The organism is Nostoc sp. CmiVER01, assembly GCF_034531135.2.
In the GTDB taxonomy this organism is placed as follows: domain Bacteria; phylum Cyanobacteriota; class Cyanobacteriia; order Cyanobacteriales; family Nostocaceae; genus Nostoc.
This window is the reverse complement of the sequence record NZ_JAVRBU020000014.1, coordinates 29,821-56,566: the sequence shown is the minus strand read 5'-3', so window position 1 is coordinate 56,566 and position 26,746 is coordinate 29,821. Positions and strand designations below refer to the sequence as shown.

Annotated in this window: 20 protein-coding genes; 6 read left to right on the top strand and 14 right to left on the bottom strand. The window is 41.5% G+C overall.

The window, feature by feature from the left end:
* Positions 1 to 36 precede the first annotated feature (36 nt).
* Complete coding sequence (locus RMZ43_RS23835; RefSeq protein ID WP_322651014.1) at positions 37 to 795, top strand: HEAT repeat domain-containing protein; 759 nt, start codon at positions 37 to 39, stop codon at positions 793 to 795.
* Between the two features lie 251 nt (positions 796 to 1,046).
* On the opposite strand, the gene RMZ43_RS23830 is transcribed toward RMZ43_RS23835, so the two are convergent.
* The 7 genes from RMZ43_RS23830 to RMZ43_RS23800 form a co-directional block, all read right to left on the bottom strand.
* Positions 1,047 to 1,454, bottom strand: a complete 408-nt coding sequence (locus RMZ43_RS23830) for a phosphomannose isomerase type II C-terminal cupin domain (RefSeq protein ID WP_322653256.1) — start codon at positions 1,452 to 1,454, stop codon at positions 1,047 to 1,049.
* Between the two features lie 174 nt (positions 1,455 to 1,628).
* Entirely contained in the window at positions 1,629 to 2,972 is a 1,344-nt protein-coding gene (locus RMZ43_RS23825) for a PQQ-dependent sugar dehydrogenase (protein ID WP_322653257.1), read from the bottom strand.
* A 190-nt stretch (positions 2,973 to 3,162) separates the two neighbouring features.
* Positions 3,163 to 4,350, bottom strand: a complete 1,188-nt coding sequence (locus RMZ43_RS23820; RefSeq protein WP_322653258.1) for an EAL domain-containing response regulator — start codon at positions 4,348 to 4,350, stop codon at positions 3,163 to 3,165.
* Between the two features lie 83 nt (positions 4,351 to 4,433).
* Positions 4,434 to 5,135 carry a hypothetical protein gene (locus tag RMZ43_RS23815; protein ID WP_428850925.1) on the bottom strand — a complete coding sequence of 234 codons (702 nt, stop codon included), beginning with the start codon at positions 5,133 to 5,135 and terminating at the stop codon, positions 4,434 to 4,436.
* Positions 5,136 to 5,682: 547 nt separating this feature from the next.
* The gene (locus RMZ43_RS23810) at positions 5,683 to 8,484 is read right to left on the bottom strand and encodes a family 10 glycosylhydrolase (protein ID WP_322653260.1); all 2,802 of its coding nucleotides are present in this window, start codon (positions 8,482 to 8,484) and stop codon (positions 5,683 to 5,685) included.
* A gap of 103 nt (positions 8,485 to 8,587) precedes the next feature.
* A complete protein-coding gene (locus RMZ43_RS23805) occupies positions 8,588 to 9,922 on the bottom strand; it encodes a TIGR03279 family radical SAM protein (protein WP_322653261.1) in 1,335 nt (444 codons plus the stop codon).
* A gap of 90 nt (positions 9,923 to 10,012) precedes the next feature.
* Positions 10,013 to 10,837 carry an undecaprenyl-diphosphate phosphatase gene (locus RMZ43_RS23800; protein WP_322653262.1) on the bottom strand — a complete coding sequence of 275 codons (825 nt, stop codon included), beginning with the start codon at positions 10,835 to 10,837 and terminating at the stop codon, positions 10,013 to 10,015.
* Positions 10,838 to 11,399: 562 nt separating this feature from the next.
* Between RMZ43_RS23800 and RMZ43_RS23795 the strand changes: the two genes are divergently transcribed.
* The 3 genes from RMZ43_RS23795 to nadB all read left to right on the top strand — a co-directional run bounded on the left by RMZ43_RS23795 (position 11,400) and on the right by nadB (position 15,012).
* Entirely contained in the window at positions 11,400 to 12,179 is a 780-nt protein-coding gene (locus RMZ43_RS23795; protein WP_322651007.1) for a DUF3120 domain-containing protein, read from the top strand.
* A gap of 511 nt (positions 12,180 to 12,690) precedes the next feature.
* A complete protein-coding gene (gene psbU, locus RMZ43_RS23790; RefSeq protein ID WP_100901144.1) occupies positions 12,691 to 13,119 on the top strand; it encodes a photosystem II complex extrinsic protein PsbU in 429 nt (142 codons plus the stop codon).
* A gap of 216 nt (positions 13,120 to 13,335) precedes the next feature.
* Entirely contained in the window at positions 13,336 to 15,012 is a 1,677-nt protein-coding gene (nadB, locus tag RMZ43_RS23785; RefSeq protein ID WP_322653263.1) for an L-aspartate oxidase, read from the top strand.
* Positions 15,013 to 15,375: 363 nt separating this feature from the next.
* Here the strand turns inward: nadB and RMZ43_RS23780 are convergent, their stop codons facing one another.
* The 4 genes from RMZ43_RS23780 to btpA form a co-directional block, all read right to left on the bottom strand.
* Positions 15,376 to 15,612, bottom strand: coding sequence for a hypothetical protein (locus tag RMZ43_RS23780; RefSeq protein WP_322651005.1), 237 nt, complete (start codon positions 15,610 to 15,612; stop codon positions 15,376 to 15,378).
* Positions 15,613 to 16,330: 718 nt separating this feature from the next.
* On the bottom strand, positions 16,331 to 18,529 hold the full coding sequence (locus RMZ43_RS23775; protein WP_322653264.1) for a CHASE2 domain-containing protein: 2,199 nt from the start codon (positions 18,527 to 18,529) through the stop codon (positions 16,331 to 16,333).
* 499 nt (positions 18,530 to 19,028) lie between these two features.
* Positions 19,029 to 20,012 (bottom strand): vitamin K epoxide reductase family protein, encoded by a 984-nt coding sequence (locus RMZ43_RS23770; RefSeq protein WP_322651003.1) that lies wholly within the window; start codon positions 20,010 to 20,012, stop codon positions 19,029 to 19,031.
* Positions 20,013 to 20,175: 163 nt separating this feature from the next.
* Positions 20,176 to 21,024, bottom strand: a complete 849-nt coding sequence (gene btpA, locus RMZ43_RS23765; RefSeq protein WP_322651002.1) for a photosystem I biogenesis protein BtpA — start codon at positions 21,022 to 21,024, stop codon at positions 20,176 to 20,178.
* Between the two features lie 670 nt (positions 21,025 to 21,694).
* On the opposite strand from btpA, the gene rimO reads away from it, so the two are divergent.
* Positions 21,695 to 23,014, top strand: a complete 1,320-nt coding sequence (gene rimO, locus RMZ43_RS23760; RefSeq protein ID WP_322651001.1) for a 30S ribosomal protein S12 methylthiotransferase RimO — start codon at positions 21,695 to 21,697, stop codon at positions 23,012 to 23,014.
* Between the two features lie 203 nt (positions 23,015 to 23,217).
* Positions 23,218 to 24,747 (top strand): DEAD/DEAH box helicase, encoded by a 1,530-nt coding sequence (locus RMZ43_RS23755; protein WP_322651000.1) that lies wholly within the window; start codon positions 23,218 to 23,220, stop codon positions 24,745 to 24,747.
* A gap of 156 nt (positions 24,748 to 24,903) precedes the next feature.
* Here RMZ43_RS23755 and RMZ43_RS23750 read toward each other — a convergent pair whose 3' ends face one another.
* The 3 genes from RMZ43_RS23750 to RMZ43_RS23740 all read right to left on the bottom strand — a co-directional run bounded on the left by RMZ43_RS23750 (position 24,904) and on the right by RMZ43_RS23740 (position 26,341).
* On the bottom strand, positions 24,904 to 25,851 hold the full coding sequence (locus RMZ43_RS23750; RefSeq protein ID WP_322650999.1) for an aldo/keto reductase: 948 nt from the start codon (positions 25,849 to 25,851) through the stop codon (positions 24,904 to 24,906).
* Positions 25,852 to 25,871: 20 nt separating this feature from the next.
* Positions 25,872 to 26,015 carry a hypothetical protein gene (locus tag RMZ43_RS23745; RefSeq protein WP_322650998.1) on the bottom strand — a complete coding sequence of 48 codons (144 nt, stop codon included), beginning with the start codon at positions 26,013 to 26,015 and terminating at the stop codon, positions 25,872 to 25,874.
* A gap of 101 nt (positions 26,016 to 26,116) precedes the next feature.
* Positions 26,117 to 26,341, bottom strand: a complete 225-nt coding sequence (locus RMZ43_RS23740) for a hypothetical protein (protein ID WP_292736759.1) — start codon at positions 26,339 to 26,341, stop codon at positions 26,117 to 26,119.
* Positions 26,342 to 26,746: the final 405 nt, after the last annotated feature.

The following is a 26,746-nucleotide window of genomic DNA, read 5'->3' as shown; positions in this document are numbered from 1 at the left end:
TTTGTGTTAATCCCGAAAAGGGATTGAAATGAAATTATGTATGACGAAGACGATCTCAGCCTACTCGATATTGAGGAGGAGCTAGAAAGCCCCCTAGATAAAATAGAGCCGCTAACTGACGAATCAGTTGTGGCAAAACCAGATCCAGAAGTGATGCTAGCCCTGCTGGAAAATCCCCAGCCACAGCAAAGAATGTTAGCAGCGCGTGCTTTTTGTGATATAGAAGATGCGCGTGCTACCCCCCATTTGATTCGCCTATTAAGCGATACCTGTCCCTTAGTGCGGGTGAGTGCAGCCTATGGCCTTGGACGCAATCCTAGTTCAGAGGCAGTGAGTCCGTTAATTGCTCAACTAAACAGTGATTGGAACGGCTATGTGCGTAAAGGTGTTGTTTGGGCTTTAGGAAACTGTCGCGATCGCCGTTGTTTACCGCCCCTAGCAGATGCCCTCAGAACTGACATTTCCGCAGTCCGTTTGTGGGCTGCTAGCGCCTTAGCACAAATGGCAGATGTGGGTTATGAAGCTGTTATAGGGGCAATACCACCATTAATTGAAGCCTTAGTCAAAGATCCTGTGGAAGCAGTGCGGAGTAATAGTGCATGGGCAATTGGTCAACTGTGCCGCGAACTACCTTCTAATGTAGTTTATGCCACAGCTATCGACGCTTTAATTCAAGCCTTTGCCGAAGACCAAGATTTAGGAGTTCGGGCAGATGCTAAAGCCTCACTGTTAGGAGTGGGTGATCCCCGTGGTTTACAGCTGATTGAAACCCTGGAACAAGAAGGATGGTTTTGATTTGGGATGGGCAATTAAATTTTGGATTTGAGATTTTGGATTTGAGATTGAGATTTAATCCCAATACGGTTCAGTTAAGGCTAAAACTCTTTGTCAAACTCAATTTTTTTAACGTAGACGCTTCGGCTTGCCGCAGGCTACCGCCAAGGACGCCAAGGACGCAGAGAGAAGAAAGAAATGCTTAACTGAACTGTATTGGATTTAATCCAAAATGCAAAATTTAAAATTCTTCCTCCCCTCATCCCCAGCCCTTACTGACTATCAGCTACAGGTTTAATCAAATTTAAATCATAAGGGCGTTCCGTATCATCTTCGCCCAAATATTCACCATTTTGAATTTCCAAAAGAACTAGCGGAATCTGTCCAGGATTTTCAACCTTATGTAGGGTAGCTGCGGGAACATAAGTTGATTCGTTTCGATTCAGTAATATTTCTTTTTCTCCACAAGTCACCTTTGCTACACCAGAGACTACAACCCAATGTTCATTACGATGATAATGAATTTGTGGTTTAATTCCGTGTCTGGGTTTAATTTCAAGACGACTAATTCTGTAGGTTTCTCCCTCCTCAATCACTTCTACTTCACCCCAGTATCGTGTACCTGAATGTGGAGATAATTCGTTGATATTTGACTGAGTATTATTTTCATTAGAAGTCATAATTAATTTCTCAACCAGATGAGTATTAGTATTTTTTAGTAATTTACCCTAAATAGGATAAACCTCGATAGAGGGATGCAGCCACAACATTTTTATTAATGACAACTGCTCTAACTTTACTCTAGGCAAAAGATCCTATCCGTGAATTTTTAAATGTTTGAATGTATGAATTCTTTAACCTCCCTTGTACTGAATCCGATAAATCCGATTATTAGCTTCTTCTGTTAGTAGTAGACTACCATCTGGTAACACGAGTAAACCTACAGGTCTTCCCCAAGTGGTTGGTACAGAAGGATTTAGCAAAAATCCTGTAAGAAAGTCTTCGTAGTAGCCAAGCGATCGCCCTTTAGGATCGAAGGGAACAAACACAATTTTATAACCAGTACCGCGATCGCGGTTCCAAGAACCACGAAAAGCTACAAAAGCACCGTTCCGGTATTTTTCTGGAAACGTTTTACCATCATAAAACTGCAAACCCAATGCTGCTGAGTGTGCCTGGAACAAGACATCTGGCGTTTGGGTACGGGCTGCTAAGTCGGGACGTTTACTTTTGTCATCCGTCTTTTGGCGCGGATCTAGGTTATTTGGTGTCAGATAAGCATAAGGCCAGCCGTAAAATGCTCCCTGTTTAACGCGTGTTAGATAATCTGGAACCAAATCATCACCGATTCCATCGCGTTCGTTGACAGTGGCATAAAGTTCCTTAGTTACAGGATGAAAGTCTAAACCAACAGGATTACGTAAGCCGGAAGCAAAAGTTTGTTGCTGCAAACCATCCAAATTCATCACCTGTACTGAAGCCCGTGGTAAGCGTTCTTCATCGACATTGGTTCCTGAACCAACTGAAACATATAATTTATTGCCATCGGGCGAGACTACAACATTGCGCGTCCAATGGTTGTTATAACCTTGAGAAGGCAAGTCGGCAATCTTTTCTCCCTTGTCTGTAATTTTATTTTGACCTTTCTTATAAGGAAAACGTAGTACAGCATCTGTATTCCCCAGAAAAAAGGAATTACCTGCAAAAGCCATACCAAAAGGTCTATTAAGTCCGTTGTCCGTACTAGCAAAGGTTTCTCGAACATCAGCTACGCCATCACCGTTGCTGTCACGTAACAGACGAATGCGGTTTTGCCCGGTTTCAGTCACCAAGACATCACCACTGGGAGTTAAAGCTAGCCAGCGTGGGGCATCTAAACCTTCTGCAAAGACGTTAACTGTAAACCCTGGTGGTACGCGCAGCACTGGGTTTTCCGGAATGGGCACAACTTCAGGTCGCTTAGAGGCACTTTCTGTTGCGAAGGGTGCTGGTAAATTCTTCAGATTTATCCGGATGCGCGTGGGTGAAAGTGTTTCAGTCCGAACGATATCTTTTGATTGTGTAGAATTCCGTGTCAGTTGAGCAGAAGGTACAGGTGTTTGTGGTATGGAATTGTCTGAGGAAGCGCGAGTCTGTTTACAGGCTGCTACTAAGGTCAGCAAAAAAACTGGCAGCAACAAACGCGCAGGGACTTTCATGATGGTAGAGACTATGACACAATTTTTTTACTTTAGACTTGAGACTTAATAATTGTCGCCAGTCTAAAGTCCGATTTTTCTGAGTTACTCACCCTATTAAGGTACTAGGTACTGAGAAAATCATTTACTCCTACACTCCCATTTCCGAATGCTCAATCCACAATATTCATAATATACAAGTATTTATTAGTCAATAAAATTTTTCAAATTCTGCTGCTGGCAATGGACGACTAAATAGAAAGCCTTGCATAGAATTACAGTTGTGTTGGCGTAAAAAAGCTAGTTCCGCTTCCGTTTCTACACCTTCAGCAACTACATCTAAATTGAGATTATGAGCCATTTGAATTAATGCCTTAGTAATGGCTGATTTCTGTGGATCATTTGCAACATTATGAATAAAATAACGGTCTATTTTTAATGTATTAATTGGTAAGTTTTTTAGATAGATTAAAGAAGAATAGCCTGTACCAAAATCATCGATCGCAATTTTTACACCCAACGATTGCAATTTGCTCATAGTTGCGATCGCACTATTTACATCTTGCATAATCATACTTTCAGTAAGTTCTAGTTCTAAATAATGTGGTTTTAAACCATTAACATCTATAAATTTGACTATTTTCTCAATAAAACCTGGCTGATTGAATTCAATTACTGATAAATTTACAGCAAGGACTAAGGGATATATTCCAAAATCACGCCATATTTTTATTTGTTGACAGACCTTTTCTAATACCCATTTTCCAAGTGGAACAATTAAGCCTGTAGACTCTGCTAACGGAATAAATTCTGTCGGGTAAATCAGTCCCACCTCCGGACTTTGCCAGCGCAACAAACTTTCAGCTGCTACTATTTTTCCAGAAGCGATATCGACTATTGGTTGATAATGAATTTCAAACTCTTCAAAATTATGTTGTTTGATAGCGCGGTGTAAACTTATTTCTAATAGCTGCATCTTTGGAGACAAGTTATTAATTACAGCTTTAGGAGATAAATACCTTTTTAAAGTAGCATGCTTTTCCAATCTGTTCATAATGGCACTTAATAACTCAGCCCGAGTAAAAGGTTTAGTTATATAGTCATCAGCGCCCATATTCATACCTTGGCGGAAGTCAGATTTTGCAGATTTTGCAGTGAGAAAAATGAAGGGAATTGTTACCGTTGATGGATCTTGACGTAACGCTGTTAGTACACCATAACCGTCAAGTTGTGGCATCATCATATCACAGAGAATTAAATCGGGAACTTCGGAGATAGCCAAATGTAATCCGATTCTGCCATTAGCCGCAGCAATAGTTTCAAAACTTTCAGCTTTTAACAAATCCAAAATGTTTTCACGAACAGCTTCTTCATCTTCTATTATTAAAATTTTGGGCATAAATTACCTCAATTTATATTTTATTTGTTATGCAAAAATGACAAAAAACTGTACTGCTATCCATATATTTATCGCAATTTAACCTAAATAGGTATATATCCCATTTTTAAAAACTTTATTTCTAATCTGATACCTAATATTAATGGTGCAAGAAAAAAATCTAACAACGAATGAAGTTTACTAGCCCAAAAGTTAGGTTTTTTGAGCATTTCCTGCACTTGATAGCTCCTAGCGACAATATTTTCCCTAATAAATGTCCTACCAACTACATAAATCTTGCAGGTGTAAATTACTGCTGGGCTGGAGGAGAGTAAATATTGCAGATGTTCTTGGTTGACAAGTAGCGTCCACCATATCTCCCAATATGGACACTCAACTACATCTTGTGGCTGTAGTTCTCCCAAGTGGAGCGCTGTCTGCTTAACTTCAAGCACCATATCCTTTATTATCAGCAACCCGATAAATTGGAAGAAACTGTTGAAGATGGGGCAAAATTGTCTTTCACTCTCACGAAATGAGATTTCTGCCTGTACACAGGAGGTAATATCCACAGAAACTCCAATGAGGCGAGCAGGTTCGCCTGTTGTATGTTTAAGTACTATAACGCTTACTAGTAACCATTTGTACTTCAGTACTTGGCTGTCAACGAAAATTTGACTTTCTACCTTAAAGGAACCAATACTAGTGTTAGCTCTAGTTTTCTCTGTTTTTTCTGCTAGTTCTTGACAGAGACTTTCAGCCATGATGAAAATGATAATGTGACCTTGGTTATTTACAACTGGCAATAGATCCAACTACTATACTATTAGTATTAACACTGATTCCTGTTAAAAAATATTACATATTTAAGGTTATGTCAAGGTATACATAACATCAAAAAAAGTGGCTGTTTTCAAGCTAGTTTCTGAAGCTACAATCATTACCATATCATCTTTTGTAGAGCGCTTTGCTATCTGCATAGCTGAATAGCTTAAATATTCTTGCCCTATGTTTCCATCAGTGCGATCGCATCTAATCCTGCTATTTAAGGCACAAGCATCTATAGCGAAGGGTCAATTATTGTCTCTAAGCTTACTAGCCTTAGAAGCTGAGATAACGCTTGTATATATTTATATAATAGCTATTATAAAAAAATAGTTATTTAAAACTTCTTAATTAAGTATTTTCCAATATTTTGACACCAAACAAATAATAATATTTAGGTTATAGATACTACAAAAAGTGTGTTAAGAATTACAAAGTAGCTAATATCTAGCTAGTTGGAAATTGAGTATTGGTATTGGGCAGAGGGGAAAACTCTTCTCCCCTGCTCCCTGCCACCTTCCCCCTTGACTAAAGACGCAAGCGCCGTTCGCCGTAACGTAATAGCCTTTCTATAGTTACAAGCCGATTTTCCCAAACTTTGACTTGATAGGAATTTGACTTAAGCTCTTGGCTCATCAATACCCGAAATTGAGATTGAAACCGAGTTAGAGAGGCTTTCGCCACTAGTAACTTGCTAGGATTTGGGGAAGCGGCAAGCTGATTTAAAGCACTGCGTAGAACTTCTGCCTGGTTGTTAAAATCTGATATTGTCTGAGCCGGTCTTTGTAGTTGGTCATTTTGGAAAACAAATTTCCATTCTCGTTGCAGTGCGGTGTAACGAATGGCGGCAGTTTGAAAAGGCTGGCGGTGAGGAATGGGTTCATTTGTTGTAGATTGAACCCTACCTTGGGTGCTACTAAAGAGTTTTTGGAGATCGTTATTAAAATTCTCTGCGGCAAAGAGGGCATAACCACTAACTGGCAAGTCCCTTACCAACTGGAGTTGATCGAATGCCCCAATTGTTGGCAAAGAAAGTAAGCGAATTCCCGGTACTAACAAGGTAGATCCCAATTGTTTAGAGGCGATCCAGGGTTGGGCCAGTCGTTGGAAGCGAGGAGTATCCAGAGCATAAGTCATGGGAACAATTAAGTCTACATCCCCCTGCCTTGCCCAAGTTTCCCAGTTTTGTTGAATTTTTTGAATCCGCTCTAGTTCTGGCAAAGGAAATACTGCAACCGATAAAATCAAATTCGGTCGTTTTTGTCTCAACTGCTGTGATAATTGAGCAACAAAGCTATCAACCTGCTGGGTGCGAAATGTCGTCCACTTTTGCCATAAGTCTGGTTGACTAGGGGAAATATTTATTGGATCTACACTAGTAAGTTGCTGAAATTGCGCTCTTGCAGCTTTGCCATAGCCATAGGTTCGACCTGCTGATGGGTCTTGGAAAGGATAGCGAATGTAGTCTAGCTGTAGACCATCTACGTTATAGCGAGTGACAATTTCCTCATATAGCTTGAGCAAATACTTACGCACTTCGGGGTTAGCTGGATCGAAGAATGGCTTAGTTTGACCAACGGGAATCATGTTGCCAAGATTATCGTAGTTTGCCCAATCGGGATGAGCCGCCAGCACTGGCCCTGGATAATCACGATTAAGGTTGAGAATTTCATTGTGACGTTGGTTACCGGCAGCAAAAGTCCAAACCCAAGCATGTAATTCCATGTCTCGCTCATGGGCTAATTTCACTGCATCTTCCAGTGGGTTCCACCCACGAATTAGTGGGTTTTGCTCTTTTGCAACTTGGCTCGGATAAATGGTGTAGCCAGCATTAACAGTTTCAAAAAAGACAGTATTAATCCCAGCTTGAGCTAGGCGATCAAAAATCTGGACTAGTCCCGCCTTGCTACCAGCACGAACAATTGTCCCCCGATCTAACCAAACTGCCCGAATTTCTGGTTGAGCTACTCTTTGGTCAACAGGAAACTGCTGCCACAAAGTCGTTTTAGCTTTCAGCCACTGCTGACGAGCTAGAGCATAGTTTTTTTGGGCAATCAATAGGGGTAAGTTTTTGGCAATGACCTTTACCTGTGCCAAGGCTTGCTCTTTACTCATGCCTAGCGCCCCCAGTTTAGTTGAGGCCAATTGCGTAGGTTGCTCTTTGAGAGATTGGGAACTGTAGGTGTCCAGATGCCTAGAGGACTGTTTAGCTTCAGATGTAACTTCACCAACATTAGCCGCATCGGCTGACACTGCTAAATTAGCGCTTTCCACCCGACCGATCAGATTTTCTAGCTCTTGCTGGAGAGCGATCGCTTGGTTGTTGTCAATCGGATCATTGGAGTTGGGTGCAACATCCAGACGCACCGCTTGTTCTAATTGGTCAATAGCCTCTTGAGAACTTGGGGGTTTGACTGTAGGAAGCGGTTTAGGTATGGGAGCAGTGGCAATTTTAGGAGGAGGGAATGAGGGGGATGAGGGGGAGTAATTTTGAATTTTGAATTTTGAATTTTGAATTGTTTCGCCCTGCACCCTCGTCACAGCCGCCACTGTTGCCCTGCAGTTTGGGGAACCTCCTGCTACTTTTTTCATGCGATTCGATGGCGGTGGCGCTGTCAAATAGCGATTGAGAGTAGCTTTCAACCAGGCATTATCTAACGTCGCATCTGTTGCTGTGTCTGTTCCCCAGCGCCAGCCCATAAAGGTGGAACGCTCAGTTGTTACTACTGCGGCTGGATTATCTTTGGAATTCCAAACAGCAGGAGATTCACTGTTCATATCATTAGGAATCACAACGCCGCCATGCACTTTGCCAAAGAGTTCAGTTTGATTTGCCCATTCTGAAATATTGGTTTTTGTGGGTTTGATCTGTTCTGTGTCACTGAGGCTGAATCCCCAATAACCTCCCAACAGCGATCGCAATAATTGGCGCACTCCCGGCGCTGACAGACTACCTACAGGGCCACTGGCAATCAAACGCCCTCCCTTACTCATCCATTCTTCGAGAGCGATCGCTTGGGTTGGTGTTAATGTCTCGACATTCGGCAAAAATAATACCCGGCGATCGCCCCAATCTGCCCCACTCCTGACATCAGCTAAAGGAATTACACAATATTTCACCCCTATTGTCTGTAAGCGGTCAGTTATGCCTCTCCATTGATTTGCATTTTCTTGGCTATGCACTACGCTCAATACAGGTTCTTCAGTTGCCGCCATTACTGGCAAAGAATTAAAACTATTAAAAATTAAAAAATTAAAACTTAAAATGAAGAATCCGGCTTTTTGTATTTGTGAGTTTGCCTTTTTATGATATTTTTCCTGATTCTTCACTATTGGCTCCTAAACGAATTAGTTATAAGGCATTACTTCTTCTTTATCATCTAGCTTGACAATAAATTACCTCCGAAAAACGACTGATCTTTGACAACTAAACTTAAGCAATATCGAAAATGCATGTTTTGATTAAATCTTCAACTCCTGCTACTGGAAAAATTTTTGTATTTAGTTTCTCAGTTAATTCTTCAACACTCATATCATCTAAAAACACTAGCTCCCCATTTTTTAACATGACATTCGGTAGCAAAATACCATCACCTAAATCTTGCCCTTTTAGATTTAAAAGCAAATCATGACCAGTTAATAATCCGGTTACACTGATAGCTTGTCCCCAATAATCACTACATAAAGCACGCATATTCACTTCTAAACCCTCAATAGAATTTAAGCGTTTCAAAATGGGTTGAAATGCTTTTTCTACGGCGTTGCCTACTATCCAAGTTAATTTTCTTTGAGGATATACTTTTGGCGGTAGTAATTCTGCTGCAACGGTGGCAAATTGCTTGATAAATAATTGAATTGAACCAACTCCATTATCAATTTGGGGATATTCTTCATATTCAGATTCGCTGGGTAATTCCTCACCTGCTATCAAAAACCACTCATCGGCCAACCAAACAACGCTAGAACCGAGTTTTTGGCGAAATTGCCGCGAGAGCATTCGCACTTGGGAAATCACTTCTTTTGCTTTTTCCCTAGTTACAGGTATGAGTTCGTCTTCTGGAGGCCGAAACCGTGTCAACCCAACTGGTACAACTGCCACCGATGCCACCGCAGCTACTTCACCAGTATGAAAAGACGCTAAATCTTTGAGAGTTTGTTCTAGATGTTTGCCATCATTTATACCAGGACAAACAACTACTTGAGCATGAATTTGTAGTCGCCTTTCTTGAAACCACTTAAGTTGTTGCAAGATTTGTCCTGCACGCGGATTTTTTAGCAGTCTAATTCTAACTTCCGGCTCGGTAGCATGAACAGAAACATACAACGGAGACAAGCGCATTTGCTCAATCCGTTGCCATTCTCTTTCTGGCAAATTAGTTAGGGTAAGATAAGAACCGTACAAAAAGCTCAGACGGTAATCGTCATCTTTTAGATACAAGCTAGTACGTTTACCTGGTGGCTGTTGGTCGATAAAGCAAAACGGACAGCGATTATTGCATTGAATTAAGCCATCAAATAGGGCAGTTTCAAATTCTAGCCCTAAGTCTTGATCGTAATCTTTTTCTATTTCCAGGCTATGAGTTTTACCAGCAGCGTCTAAAACTTCTAGTTCCAAAACTTCATCAGCACACAAAAACTGATAATCAATTAAATCGCGGGGACGCGTACCATTGATAGCAACGATCGCATCCCCAGCTTCAAAGCCAATCTCTGCGGCTATTGAGTCTGGAAGAACTTTGGTAATTCGAGCAGGATTAATGGTACTCATTGGGTATATGGCATTGATCATGGGGCATTGGACATTAGTCATTTGCTTTAAACTAATGACTAATGACCAACGACTAATGACTATTATGAATTATCCTTTCCATCCTGCTGCGATCGCAGCTAAAATAGCACTGCCAAATGCCAATCTATACCAAACGAAAACTAAAGTGTTTTTGGTCGCTAAGTATTTGATCAAAAATGCAATTGATAGGTAGGAAAAAATAAAGGTTGAAATAATCCCTACAATCAACAGTCCAACAATATTATCTGGCAACTGATGAGCTTCAAATAACTTGAATATTTTCAGACTCTTATACAGCGTTGCAATGGTAAGAGTTGGAAATCCTAATAAAAATGAGAATTTCGCTGCTGTATCGCGTTCTAATCCTAAAAATAAAGCAGTTGTCAACGTTGAGCCAGAACGAGAAACACCAGGGATCAAAGCAAGTGTTTGTCCTAATCCAACTAAAATACCATCCCGAATCTGCAATGAATTAAAATCTCGCTTGCGAGTGCCAATTTTCTCTGCCAAAGCTAATAAAAGTGCCATGATGATTGACATGATGGCAATAATTAATGCACTTTCCGGCAGAATGTCTTTCAAAAGAAAGCCGAAAATTAAGGCAGGCATTGTTCCTACTACAATACCGACAAGAATTTTCCACTCCTCACGTTGCCAGTCTTTATCTTTTAGCGCTTCGATTCCACCTTTGACAATACTATAAATCAGCGACCAAAAATAGCCCACAATTGCTATAACGCTGCCAAACTGAATTGCATCGACAAAATCTTTAGAACCTAGTTCTTTCCAACCAAATATTTTTGTCACAATCAGAAGATGTGCAGTGCTACTGATTGGCAAAAACTCTGTAATACCCTGAACAATACCCAAAATAAAAGCTTGAATAAACTCCATCAATTAATACCTTTTTCCTGTTCTAGACATCATTACTTAGCTAATAGCGATGTTATTTTCTATACTTTTTACTGCACCTGATATTGGAGAAAATTCCACTTTACTAAATCAATAACATCATCTAAGACGCTGGCCATGTTCTTACACCCACATCAATAAGTCAACGAAATTTTGGCAATTCATCAAACTTTAATATTTAGCGGACTGATGCTATTGACTTTTTACCCATTACATGAGCCGAGTAAGATAAGGGGAGTAGACGAGGCATGGGAAGCAAGAGGAGAGAAAAAAGCTTAACTGAACAGTATTGAGGGTTGAATCCCTTTTTGATTTGCTCTTCCTGCCTCTGTGTAGTTTTTTGTAAATGCTAACTACAGAGATGTTCTGTACATCAGGTAACTTGAGTGAATTAGTCTGGCGCAGAATGAATGTTTTGTTTGGTTTGCGGCTGCGCTCCCCGAAATTTCAGTATAATTACAATGCCCCAGGCAATCCCCCAGGGGGGGATTTTAAAATGTGATATCTTAAATAAAATAAAGTTTAGTAACAAATATTAAAAACTTTGATTAATAATACATTGTCCTCCTACACTGCTTCTACCCCTTCTATTGATACAGAGTTAGATTTAACTGTTACTGGGCACAAGGGTATCAGGGAATTGGAATCTACACTTTCCTTTTCTCCTTCTCTTCCCTTATCTATCTCTGCCCGACAAACTTGGTTAGTGTTTGCGGCGGCGGTGTTTTTGGTAACAGTACCAGTATTTGTAGAAGCGCCAATAGTGCGATCGCTACCAAGTCTAAGTTTAGCCCTGACAGCATTTTGGGTTTGGCTAAGTTTTACCTTAATGTCACGTCCTGCAACTTATGTATGGGGAGATTTGCTTTTAGGGTTTAGCTGGAGTTGGTTAGCAGGAGCGATTTACTGGGGTTGGTTACGTTGGGAACCTGCATGGCATCTGCCAGTAGAGTCTATAGGATTACCCTTTGCTTGTTGGTGTTTGGCAAAGAATTGGGGCAAGGTAGGTAACTGGTTTTATTTAGGTTCTTTACTAGGTACAGTTTTAACCGACGTATATTTCTATATAGCAGACTTGATGCCCTATTGGCGGCAAATTATGATAGTAGATGCAGATGTAGTACCGCAAATATTACAAAATGCTCTGATACGAGTACAAACACCTTGGGGACAAAGTTGGGCCATAGTTTTGGCCTTAGTCCTGTTGACAGTCGGGGTTTTGCCTTTAGTCCGAAAGCAAAAACACTGGTATGCCTTTAGCGGCGCAGTTTTAAGCACGATTTTGGTAGACAGTCTATTTTTATTAGCTGCGATCGCAGCCTAGAAAATATTAAAAAATTGTGTAGTATCAAATCCGAGACTTTTTCCAGTCCAGTCTACGGTACATCAAGAATGATGCTGTAGATGATTAGTAGGTTAAGAAATATTACATCACAGTTCATTGCTATCAACTCATCCTGCTAGGGTTTTCGGTATTAGGCATCGAACGATCTCATGTATAGTTGGAAGCTAAAATCAGCCACCCCGAAAAGATTTCGTCTATTTGGGAATGCTCAGGATCATGGATAGAACTGTATTGCAGCTATCAATCACTGTTACCACAATAAAAATTTTTGGCAAAAGTACAGTCAAACCCAGTAACGGCAAATATTGTGGATATTAATACGCTGTATATTAGTTTCTGATGACTGCTGTGTTGATTAAGCTATCAGGTTTTGTCCTTTGTCCTTTGTCTTTTGTCCTTGGCACTCTGGCTAATGACTCATGACTCATGACTCATGACTGCTGCTAGCTTAAAACTTTTATTTCTGTTTGATGGAAAGAGGTAGAAAATCGTGAAAGGATTGGCGCGTTTATTAACAGTGTTTAGCTTGTTACTTAGTTGCTGGGGATGGCTGGGAACAACTCAGATAGCCCAAGCTGCTAGTTTCAACAGTTTTGCATTTCCTCAAGTCCCAATTCTGGCAATTGAGCGGCAGAATCGGGCAGATGCGAAGCTAGGAACGGAATTTGGTAAAAAAATTGATTTGAACAATACCAACGTCCGAGCTTTTCAACAGTATCCAGGGCTTTATCCCACCTTGGCTAAGAAAATCATCACAAATGCTCCCTACAAAAATGTAGAGGATGTATTGGATCTTCCAGGATTGAGCGATCGCCAGAAACAAACCCTGCAAGCCAACTTGGATAAGTTCACCGTGACAGAACTAGAACCTGCCTTTAACGAGGGAGACGATCGCTTTAACAACGGCATCTACAGATAACTGCAATTTGCAGCAGTTAATCTAGCAAAATAGCATCCCACTCCTAATTCTAGAGAGTGGGAATCTTCTATTACATATAAAGGGGGCACAAGGAAGGCAAGGGGTACAAGGAAGACAAAATAAAATTTTTCCTTGCCTCCCCCTGCCCCCTCTCCCCCAATCCCCACTCCGTGGGGGTCCCGAGTCCCCCTGCCCTCTACCCCCTGCCCCCATACCTTGTCTCAGATAGATATTCCTAGCCAATTTGATGTCTTAGTAGTCGGCGCTGGTGCTGCTGGACTATACACAGCGTTGTGTCTACCAAATTCCTTGCGAGTCGGCTTGATTACCAAAGAAACTATTGCTTTATCCGCCAGTGATTGGGCGCAAGGCGGTATTGCCGCAGCAGTTGCCCCGGAAGATTCTCCCACGCTACACATTGAAGATACGATCCGGGCGGGTGCAGGTCTATGCGATCGCACTGCTGTAGAATTTCTCGCCCAACTTGCACCTAAATGTATTCAATCCCTAGTTGACTTGGGAGTTGCTTTTGACCGTCATGGTCAAGCCTTGGCTTTAACTTTAGAAGCTGCCCATTCTCGCAACCGCGTTCTCCATGCCGCAGACACCACAGGGAGGGAAGTTACTACCACCCTTGCGGCGCAAGTATTACGTCGCCAAAATATTCAAATCATTCAGCAAGCTTTGGCTTTAAGTTTGTGGATTGAACCGGAAACTGGTCGCACTCAAGGAATCAGTCTGTTTTATCAAGGAAAAATCACATGGGTAAAGGCTAGTGCTGTAGTATTGGCAACTGGTGGTGGCGGTCAGGTATTTGCCCAAACCACTAACCCGGCTGTAAGTACAGGTGATGGAGTAGCGATCGCATATCGGGCTGGGGCGATCCTCCGCGATTTGGAATTTGTACAATTTCATCCCACAGCCCTAACTAAACCTGGTGCCGATCGCTTTCTCATTAGCGAAACTGTACGCGGCGAGGGCGCACACCTTGTCGATAACGAAGGGCGGCGTTTTGCCTTTGACTACCACCCGGCGGGTGAACTCGCACCTAGAGATGTGGTCAGTAGAGCCATTTTCAGCCATTTACAACGTACTGCCGTTGATTTAGCTACTGCCCATGTCTGGTTGGATATGCGCCCCATACCTGCCGACAAGATTCGTTACCGCTTTCCCAACATCATCAAAGTTTGTCAGCATTGGGGAGTTGATGTCTTCCATGAACCAATTCCTGTGGCCCCTGCTGCCCATTACTGGATGGGTGGTATTGTCGCGGATTTGATGAATCGCACAAATGTTCCCGGTTTGTATGCGGTGGGTGAAACCGCTAGTACGGGGGTGCATGGAGCAAACCGCCTTGCCAGTAATTCCCTGCTGGAATGTATTGTGTTTGGAGCCCAAATGGACAAAATTGAGTTGGAAAATATTGGGCTACCGTCAGAAACACCAGTATTACCATTACAGAAATTTAGTGCTGATGCTAATGAGTGGCATATCCAGCAAGCACAGCTAGAAGCACTCAGGGAGAAGTTACCACGTCTAGTCTGGGAAAGTGCTGGTATTTGTCGGGAGCAATCAAAGTTAGAAAGTGCGATCGCTACTATTGAATCTTGGCAGCAAGATTTCGCAATCCTGCCTTTAAGTCAATTCTTGCTTGCTTTACGCCCCGCAGAATCAGCTAGTTTTGACATCCCAGATGTTGAACGGCAATTGAGACTTTGGGCAGAAACCCGCAATTTATTAGATGTAGCTGATTTAATTCTTAAAAGTGCTGCTTTTAGAACCGAAAGCCGAGGTGGACACTACCGTTTAGATTATCCTCAGCCAGACCCAAATTGGCAAGTTCACGCACTTGTACAAACAGAGCATTGGTGGAAATCTCCACTATTATCCTGATTAAAGTTTCCCGAACAGCTTTCTAGCAAAGGCTTTTAATCCCGTTTTTTGTAGCAGCAGCTTGGACGGGTGACGCTCTTAAGTCATTATCACTAGCTGTTGAAAGGGGAAATTCAGTCCACTTGAGTGGAAAGTAGCTCTTAGCTCATAACTTAATGACAATAGCTCAGGTATGGAGTCAACAAGAGGAAAAGGAGCAGTTCTTTCAGAAGGGGAGACCGGGACAGAGTTTGGATGCTTTTTATAAGCGTCCTTCATGACGGAGCTTGTGCATGTTCCGTTTTTCACTCCACGCAGGGAAAACCGGAGCTTGCTCCCCTGCCTCTTCTGGTCAATCTAAAATCCAAAATTCTTAAATTCATACTAGCGAGTGCCGCTACCATGCTGACTGTCGGGGCCACCATAATTTGGTGGAATGTACGTGTCTTGTAAGTTTTCAGAATTGACTTTGCGGGCAATTAAGATGTTATTGCTAGTAGCCTCAAAAGTATTAGCGCTTGCAGTACTGAACATACCTGTAAAGGCTGCAATTTTCGGTATTAGAATGTAAGCACCTATACACAATATCAGAAACTTTTTGATTCGGAAGTTAGTCTTCATGGCTTTCAGTAAATTTACTATTTTTTAAATCAAAAATGTTTTTTCTTTTCTACCGTATATCTACTGGGTTTCGTTAAAAAATAACTTTATAAAATTAATTCAATTATTGTTGGCGGTATACAAGTAAATATGAGCAACGCTTTTAAATTAAGCTTTATTTGCTGTTATTAAATAGTTTATCTACTTAAGTGATATTCTTAAAAATGCTATTTTCACATCAGCCAAAAGTTAGATATGTTAATAAATTGCTGTAAGCTTTTTGTCTAAAACAGTATATATTAATAATATTTTAATTTTTTTAAGTATAAATACTGTTTTTATTGACTGAGGCTTCCGAAATATATTCAGTATTACTGAGGAACATGTATATTTAAAATTTAATTATATTAAATATATATAAAGCTATTGGAACGCAATTACTGTAATATAAGGATTTTCAAAACTATCAACTATGAAATATCGTAATAAACCGAATAAGTACAGTATCTTTTAGTTTTATAAAAATGGCTACAAAATTAATTGGCTAATTGCATCTGATAATTGATCCCTGTCTTACCTATATTCTTAGGTTGAGTCTTTAAGGAAAAAACCATTTTGCAGAACATACACTATATCTTTTCAAGATAGTCCTTTAGACATATCTCCACTTGTCATTCCTAATTTCAAGGTAAAAATTGTGACTAAAACGAAAAAAACTGGAGACCTGACTATTGAATAATTAAGCAAATTCGTAGCGATTTTTCCCCTGGTGCTTGGCGCGATACATTGCTGCATCTGCTTGTTTCATTAAAGTTTCACTATCTTGACTATTGTATGGATAAATACTAATACCAATACTGGCAGAGACTCGGATTGGATAGCCGTCCAAGATAATTGGCTTGCTAATACTAGTTAAAATTTTTGTGGCGACTTTAGCAGCTATTTGAACATTAGGAATTGCGCGTAAAATCACAGTAAATTCATCGCCACCTAAACGAGAAACTGTATCACTAGCACGTAAAGAGTTGCTGAGTCGTCCTGCGATAGTCATTAGCAAGCGATCGCCCACCTCGTGCCCCAGAGTATCATTGATCTGCTTAAAGCCATCTAAATCAATAAACAGCAGGCCTAGCAACAACTTGTTGTGTTGCGCCCAATATAACGATTCGCAAAGTTGTTCGGCAAAAAATTTGCGATTAGATAGACCTGTGAGCGGATCGTGATAAGCTAAATGACGCAAATGGTGTTCTTTGAGTTTTAGTTCCTTGTTAGAGCGAGATAGTTCAGCAGCAGTGAGTTTTAGCTGTTCTTCCATGAGCTTGCGCTGAGTAATATCTCGGATGACCCCAACTAAAAAGAAATTGCCAGCGGAGTCTTTATGGAGCGATCGCTTAGTGGCAATTTTATGAGTCTGGCCATCTGCATTAGTAAATTCTTCTTCATGTTCCTGGGGTTTTTGAGTCCTGAACACAAGCTCATCTTGCTGTCGAAACACATCGGCTTCATGTTTAGGGAAAAAGTCATAATCTGACTTTTCAATTAACAACTTATTCGGATAACCGATAAATCGACAATACGCTTCATTTAAAACAATCCACTGGTGTTGTTCATTTTTTACAAAAATCGGATCGGGAATCGTGTTGATTACATTATGCAAAAATTCTTTAGAACGTTTCCCCTCTTCTTGCATGTGGGCAATATTACTGGTAATCCACATAGCTGAACTACCAAAGCTTAACAGTGAGGGAATAAGCGGTATCCACCAACCATATAAGAAAGCAAGGTACGCACTCACGGTCAATACCAAGCAAGAAAGTAAGATGCTAAGGAGGTTCTTAGTTGCGTGTCGTATCCGCCATGCCGTAACAGTTCCCAGATAAGACCAGATAAAAATCCACAAGTTTTCCAATAAGTCTGGCCAGACCTTAAGTAAGGGTCGTCCTTGCAGAGCAGCTGAGATTAACTCACTAATAAAATAAGCTTGCAGTTGAATACCAGGTAAAGGCTTTGCCGTACCCATTAAACTGCTGGAATAGGGGATAAATACAAAATCCTGGAGACTGGGTGCAGTGGAGCCAATAAGTATAATCCGATCTTTAATGAAGTTTTCTTTAACTTTATCTGCCAGTACATCTCTTATCGATACCTGACGAAAACTACACCATTCTCCAGATGAACTTTGACATTTGGGTTTGGGAAAATTAGTCAAAATTTGGTAGCCTCTAGCATCAGCTCCTACATAGGCACCATCATTAGCCTGAAAACGAGTAAATATTGCTTTGCCCAATTGCAAATACTCAGGGTTGTTTTTTGCTTTGGTGGGAGTAATATTTTCTGACTTTAAATACAATAAAGCTAACTTCAGAGCAAAACTTTCGTGTACCTGATTATTAACGTGCCAATACAATAAACTGCGACGTACTTTACCATCGAGATCATATAGCACATTGTTAAAGCCCACTTGATCCTTATTTAGCCCCAGTGGAGGTAAAACATTAACGTTTTTGTCGTTTGCCAGTAACTGAATACCAATTAAATTGGGCATTAACTTATAAGCATTACGAAGTTCTTGATTACCAGGTTCTACTAGCAAATCTCGGTAGATATCTAAGCCAATAGCACGGGGCTTGTGGACGTTCAATTTTTTTAACAACTGGGCAATATTCGCATCTGGAATCGGCCAGGAACCTACTTCCTTTAAATAGGCTTCATCAATTGCTACGATGGTAATACGCTGTTCTGGCGGTTCATTTGGACGTAAGCGAAAAAATTGATCCAAAGCTGCAAACTCCAAAGATTGTAATAATCCAATGGAATGCAAAAGCAGGACGCAAAATGCAACAATGGCGGCAGTAATCAATTCTCTGTGTTCTCTACTAAGCGATTGTTTCAGTTTAAATATTAACTTTACAAAATGCTTGCCTAGCTGCTGATTCATTCCCATTACACTACTGGGGAGAAATATTCTCTATTTGCTATAGTTATTAACTATTGGATTAATATAATTCAAGTAAGAGCTAAAAAAAGTTTCTAAGATTTTCTAATGGAGTAAAGTTGTTCAAGATATCGTGGTAGTTATAATGTACTGGCTAATTATTTGACCAAACAGCAACTGGGACTTTTGTGGCTATCAGCACAAATTAAATATAAATATTGTTGAAAATGAGTTCAGTTGTGGGGTGGGCAGTGTTTGACTGAGCGATCGCGCCGAATTTTTACCTGTCTTTGGTTACTGGGTGCGCGAGACGTCGACTCTACAATAAATGATCGGATATTTTTTATCTGAAGTCCCTAGCTATTTCTAGCTTAAGTTGACACCAATGGATATTGGACAACACCTATTATCTATTACCAAAAACAAAAAAGCCAACTGGAAACAGACTTTGCTGTATTCATCCAGTTGACTGGGTGTGAACTACACCGTAACACTAGGTCGATTACTTAAAATATTTAAAGTTACGAGGGCCTGTGTAACCAGAAACTTTCGCTAGTTCCTCTAAGTTTTGGACTCCGCTATAGCTTTTGCCATTGATAATCCAAGTGGGGAAGCCTTCAATTTTTGCGGCTTTACACAGTTCTGTTTGAGCTTTAAGTCCACCAGGATCGCACTCTACCTTAACATCCTTGTTGATTACTTCCTCGGCTTGTTTACCAAAAAGCAGCTTTTGTTCATGGCAGTGAGGACACCAGTAAGCAGTGTATTCCTTCGCGCCTACCTTCGCCAGGTGCTGTGCTAAGGCTATTTCTGCCTCACCAGAGGTAGTAGTAACTTCCCAACCAAACGCTGGGTTAGGATCTCCTTTGGAATTAAAGATAATTTTTGTCGGTTGTCCTGGAATTTCAGGTGTAACATCTGATTTATTCACGCCAGAATAAACGCCTAAAGTGCCAATCAGCGTCACCATCCCCACAATCAGGGCAGTAAAGAAGATTTGTCCAATATCTTCCCAAGTTCGACCGATAATCGTTAGTACCAAAAGACTCACAGAGAACAAAGCTGAACCGATACAGTAAGGACAAATGGCTTTGATTTGAGATGCTAACACGTACATTAAGTAGCCGCTAAAGACAGACATTGCGATCGCACCCGCTAGCAGCAGCAACCATGTCCAATTTTCCAATTGTTTGCGGCTATTCTTTTCTCCTGAGTTGAATGCCAAGGGAGCCAAAGCAAATATCATCATACTGATGTATGCCAAAAACCCAAACAAAGCTAATGGCTGACCAAAAACCGTTGCCCAAGGGCTGGAAAGTACATCATTACAGCCCTTGACACCAGCCTGTGCCACACAAGCTGCACTACCTCCTGTTAACTTTTCTATGGTCAGATAACCAGTTATCAAAGCACCACATCCAGCGATCGCGGCAATCAATGGACGTGACCATTTATGAATCCAAGGAGTAGAACGACGGCGAATCATAAATATTGGGGAATGGGGAACGGGGATGGTGGGGCCCCCTCTGGGGATAAGGGGTAATGGGGAATGGGGATGGTGGGGCCCCCTCTGGGGATAAGGGGTAATGGGGAATGGAGAATAATAATTAATTATTCGCTTGCTCCCCTTACTCCCTACTCCCCACTCCCTAAGAATGTAACTTTACTTGCTCTGTTGATTTGCTTTCATTTTTGGAGTTCCAATTGCGACGTGCAGCTTCAACAAATTGACTGACACGAATTGGGTCAATTGGTTGCTCTATACGTCCGTGACGTTTTAAAGAACTGGAAACTATGACACCATCTGCTGCTTGCATCAATGTATCAATATTTTCCCAATTCGCTCCACTACCGATAAACACTGGTGTGCCAGCTGCTGCACCACAAGCTAGTTCCAAATCTTCTAAGTTAGGTGGACTACCAGTGGCCCAACCAGATAAAATCACTCCGTCTGCTAAACCCCTTTCGATGGTGTCTTTCACGGCGACTGTGAGATTTGGAGAACTCAAAGGACGGGCGTGTTTCACCAACACATCGGCCAGGATTTTAACATCACAGCCTAATTCCCGTCGATACCGGAGTAATTGATGGGCTTCTCCCTCAATTAATCCTTGATCGGTTGCCATCACTCCTGTGAGAACGTTGACGCGGATGAATTGCGCCTGTACACAGCTAGCGATCGCCATTGCACTTTTGGCGTCGTTTCGCAAAACATTTAAGCCTACAGGCAAAGTCACCAAATTTTGTATCCGTTGCACCACAATAGTCATGGCACTTACAACCACCGGATCGACTTGGTTTTTGGTAAACGGCGCGTCGAAAAAATTCTCCACAATCAGCCCGTCAACCCCTCCACTTGCTAGGGCCACAGCTTCTTGTTCGGCACGGTCAATCACTGCTTTTAGGCTACCTCCCCAACGAGGTGAGGCTGGCAGTGGTAGCAGGTGAACCACGCCAATAATCGGTGAGCGAGTTTTAAATAATTGATATAAGTCCACGTCTTTAATCCGCCTCGCGGAGTCCAGAGTCTAGAATTGTTTGACTATTGACTGTATGACCCTTGACTCTTGACTTTTCATTAACTAGTCAAATGTGTTTTATGATAGTCGGTTTATTGCCTCCTTCCTAAGATGGAAATTGGCCTCCAACCTCCCATAAGATATGTTAAGATAAAACTTGGCTACAAGAGGAGTTTGCCACTCACTAGACGCAAGGCAGCTTTCCGTGGTTTAGGCGTCTTGTCCGCGCCCAGTCGTAGGACTTGCCAATCGCCAGGCTAGCATTACTGCTTTATAAGCGTAGTCGCTTTCGTCGATTTCCCGGAGGGTAGCGACTTCTCACAACAAGCCCCTTGGGCGGCTTCCCGATGGGTAGATTAACAACGCACACGCTGTGGTAATGTAAAATACCAATAGGCGAATTGTTAAAAAAGATTACAAGTGTCAAATGTACCCAAAGACACTTCAATTTACCCTGGGGAACAGATTGATAGAAATATCATAACATGACCTCTATTTTTATTTATTAATAGGGTTGTGACACGAACAGTTATTGACAGTGGATATTTGCCACTGCGCTGTTTTCACAAGGATGCTGATAGCAAAAAAGCTTAATTTGCGCCAAAGTGTTTGATTACAGGAAGAAAAAAAATGAAGATTTTTTCAAAATATGGGTGACAAGCCAACAATTGCCATTTCTCACCTGGGCTGCGAGAAAAACCGAATTGATACAGAACACATGCTAGGAATGCTCGTAGAAGCGGGCTACGGTGTAGATACAAATGAAGAATTAGCCGATTACGTTATTGTTAATACTTGTAGTTTTATTGAAGCAGCCCGGCAAGAATCTGTCAGAACTTTGGTAGAACTGGCAGAAGCAAACAAAAAAATCGTAATTACTGGCTGTATGGCGCAACATTTCCAAGAACAACTTTTGGAAGAGTTGCCGGAAGCAGTAGCGGTGGTTGGTACAGGTGATTATCACAAAATTGTAAATGTAATTGAGCGTGTTGAACTTGGCGAACGGGTTAAACAGGTTAGTATCGAACCAACCTACATCGCTGACGAAACTACACCGCGCTATCGCACTACAACCGAGGGCGTAGCTTATCTACGCGTTGCGGAAGGATGTGATTATCGCTGTGCATTTTGTATCATTCCTCATCTTCGAGGGAACCAGCGATCGCGTACTATTGAATCAATAGTCGCCGAAGCCGAACAGTTAGTTAGTCAAGGGGTAAAGGAAATTATTTTAATTTCCCAAATCACCACTAATTACGGTCTAGATATTTACGGTAAGCCAAAATTAGCCGAATTACTTCGCGCTTTGGGGAAAGTAGATATACCGTGGATTAGAATGCACTATGCTTATCCCACAGGACTGACCCCAGATGTGATAGCGGCCATCCAAGAAACGCCAAACGTATTGCCTTATCTGGATTTGCCTTTGCAACATTCTCATCCAGATATTCTCCGCGCCATGAACCGTCCTTGGCAAGGACGAGTAAATGATGGGATTATAGATCGCATCAAAACGGCGCTACCAACAGCCGTACTGCGGACAACATTTATTGTTGGTTTCCCAGGAGAAACAAGCGAGCATTTTGAGCATCTACTAGAGTTCGTTCAACGCCATGAATTCGATCATGTTGGTGTCTTTACCTTTTCCTCTGAGGAAGGAACTCCAGCTTACAAGTTGCCAAATCAGTTGCCTCAAGAAGTGATGGATGATCGCCGATACCAACTGATGGAACTCCAGCAACCGATTTCTCAAAAGAAAAATCAACAGGAAGTAGGCAAAATCGTCGATGTCCTGATTGAGCAAGAAAATCCTGAAAGTGGTGAATTAATCGGTCGTTCAGGTAGATTTTCCCCAGAGGTTGATGGTCTGGTGTATGTCAAAGGCCAGGCAAAATTAGGAACCATCGTGCCAATAGCGATTCACCACGCTGATACATACGACCTCTATGGTCAAGTAGTCAATAACTAAATCGTCATTTGTCCTTTGTGCTTTGTTAAATGACCCTTACAAATTCATCCTTATATTAAGGTCAATGCTGCATTAATAGCAGTTTTCATGAGGGTTTACCTGAAACTTTGGCGGACTTAGCCCGCCCTTGGCTCACTCTAATAGCCAATGACTAATGACTAATGACTAATCCAAAATCCTTACATAAAATTTAGGACGAATTAATGACTCTTTCATTTCAAGAATTAGGCATTTCCCAAGAACGTGTCGAACAACTAGAAAAAATTGGTTTTACCGAACCAACCAACATTCAAGTGCAAGCAATTCCCCAATTGCTTGCAGGTCGTGATGTAGTAGGTCAATCTCAAACTGGAACAGGTAAAACGGCAGCATTTTCATTGCCAATTCTAGAGCGGCTGGATGTTAATCAAAAAGCTGTGCAAGCCATAGTTTTAACACCAACTCGTGAATTAGCGATGCAAGTTCACGATGCGATCACGCAATTCATCGGTAATGAAGGATTGCGGGTGTTAGCAATCTACGGTGGTCAATCAATTGACCGCCAAATGTTACAACTCAAACGTGGCGTTCACATGGTTGTGGGCACTCCAGGACGGGTGATCGATTTGCTCGATCGAGGCTGTTTAAAGCTGGATCAAGTGAAATGGTTTGTGTTGGATGAAGCCGATGAAATGTTGAGCATGGGCTTTATTGATGATGTCATAAAAATCCTCTCTCAAGCGCCCGTAGATCGCCAAACAGCTTTATTCTCGGCAACAATGCCACCATCAATTCGGATGTTGGTAAACAAGTTCTTGCGATCGCCTGCAACTGTCACCGTTGAGCAACCGAAAGCTGCTCCCAACAAAATCAATCAAGTAGCTTACTTGATTCCCCGCCATTGGACAAAAGCCAAAGCTTTACAGCCAATTCTGGAAATGGAAGATCCAGAAACAGCTCTAATCTTTGTTCGCACCAGACGCACAGCCGCAGAACTTACCAGTCAATTACAAGGGGCTGGTCATAGTGTCGATGAATACCACGGTGACTTGTCACAACAAGCGCGGGAACGGTTATTGAGCCGATTCCGTAACCGTCAAGTTCGCTGGGTGGTAGCAACTGATATTGCCGCACGAGGCTTAGATGTCGATCAACTCTCCCATGTGATCAACTACGACTTACCCGATAGCGTAGAAACCTACGTCCATCGCATTGGTCGTACTGGTCGTGCTGGTAAAGAAGGAACAGCAATTTCTTTAGTACAACCATTTGAGCGGCGCAAGCAGCAGACATTTGAACGTCATAACCGCCAAAGTTGGCAATTGCTATCAATTCCCACACGCGCCCAGATTGAAGCAAGACATATTATGAAATTGCAAGAACAGGTGCGAGAAGCTTTGACAGGAGAGCGTTTAGCTTCATTCTTGCCGATTGTCAGCGAACTGATTGAAGAGTACGATGCTCAAGCGATTGCCGCAGCTGCACTGCAAATTGCTTATGATCAAACTCGTCCCGCTTGGTTGAGTTCAGACGTGGAAATTCCCCAAGAGGAGTCCTCCGCTCCCAAACCAAGACTTGGTAAGCGTCGTGAATCTTCTAGCGATCGCCCCCGTACTGCGTGGAAATCAGATAGCAGTAATGGTGAAGAAAGACATTCTTCTCCCAAGCCCAAACTACGGACAAGTGGACAGGATTCTTCTGCATCTCCTAGTAAAAAGATAGGTTCACCTACAGCTAGAGAGTCAGCTTCTTAGTCTAGAGTTAATTAATTTTGGATTTTAGATTTTTCCTTTAATCCAAAATCCAAATTTAAAAGTTAGTAAAGTTGAGAGTTGAGAGTTAAGAGTCAAGAGTTAAGATTTTGACTTTAGACTCTTGACTTTTTGGCTTTTTTAGACGATTCAAAAATACTACAGCCAAGGACGACTAACTTGTTCTAATTCTCCAATTTCATCGTCGCTCAATCTCCAGCCCAAAGCACCAGCATTCTGCCGTACTTGTTCAGCTGTCTTCACCCCAGCAATGGGAATAACGTTTCCCTGAGCAATTAACCAGTTGAGAGCAACTTGGGCAGGAGTGCGATCATATTTTTCTCCGAACTTGCGTAGCAAAGATATAACTGGGGAAATTTTTTGCAAACCTTCTTTCTTAAATCGCGGGTCTACTTTCCTCGCACCAGTAAGAGTTTCAGTACTATCAATACTATACTTGCCTGTGAGTAATCCCTGTGCTAGAGGGCTATAAGCTAAAATAGTCACACCCAACTCACGGGCTGTTGCGATAATACCTTTGCTTTCAACTTGACGAGTCAGTAAAGAATAGCGGACTTGGTTCACAGCCAAAGGCACTCCTCGGGCCGCCAATATTTGATGGGCGTCCCGCATTTGCTCTGCTGAGTAATTGCTCACACCGACTGCGGCAATTCTGCCTCGCTTCACTTCATCCGCTAGAGCATTCATCAAAGTTTCTTGACTTAAAAAGAAGGCAAAAGGCCAATGCACTTGATACAGGGCAATTTGTTCAAGTTGTAGCCGTTTGAGACTTTCTGTTAAAGCATCAGAGACGGATTGGGCTGTAAATCGCCACGGTACAGGGCCAAATTTTGTGGCTATTTGCACAGGTTGTTGTGTCTGTTGCAGAAATTGCCCTAAAAATTTCTCGCTCTTTCCCATTCCGTAGATTTCGGCAGTATCAAAGAAGGTAACACCAGCTTCTAAGGCTGCTATAAAGGCTTCTTGTAACTGTTCTGGGCCATAGCGATCGCCATAATTCCAAAACAGTTTATCACCCCAAGCCCAAGTGCCTATGCACAAGGGCGTAACAGATGGGCCATTTTGCCCCAATGTGATGTTTTCCACAGTTGCAAAATTTGATTTATTTACATTTCTTTACTTTTATAGTGTATCGTCATAGACAAGATTGGGTGCGATCGCCACCACTTAGCTGCAAATATTGTGGTGCCGCAGCTATGCCCGTCGTAGACATCGCGTGCATAAAGATTTAAAACCTGAATCAAACGCACATAAACAAGATCCCCGACAACTTTTACGAAGTCGGGTATCTGCGGGCTGCAATTCTCAGAAATCAAATAGGATTGCTATAGTTGAGTGTATTTACTTGTATTTATGAATTAGATGATTTATCCTGCTTGGCTTTTTTGATTAATTCCATGTAGACATTAATCTCACTGATTTCTACGTCATGCTCAACTCTAGTTACTTTCCATCTTTCCTTTTTTAGGTAAACTTCCTCTCCTACTCTGGGAGTAAATTGAAGATCGTAGAATTTTTTGAGAAAATCTTTTTGATTTTCTTCCCATAATATTACTTTGACTGGTTCTTTACTCATTGCCTATGCCTTTTTGATTACTAGATTAAGCTAAGTACTTTGATGACATACATACGGCAAGTTTATCTTACTAATTTGATGGAATAGCGTAGTTAAAACCACATTTTCACATTGATATTTTTATCTGGCTTGATTGTGTCCGATAAAGTTACAGCACAATACCAGAAATTTAATAAAAGTTACGATTAGGTTTACTTCAAAATCTTTTATCAGTCAGGCAGTATTTACTGCTATTTTCAATACAAGTCTATCAACAGTTCAAAAGTGGGAAATTGATCAGAAGTGTCCCAGTGGCAATGCTCTTAAGCTGTTGTATCTAGTTCAATATGTTTGGCTTTGTGGAAAATTGTAGGTTGGGTTAAGCAAACCGCAACCCAACAAAGCCCCGAAATATTGGGTTTCATT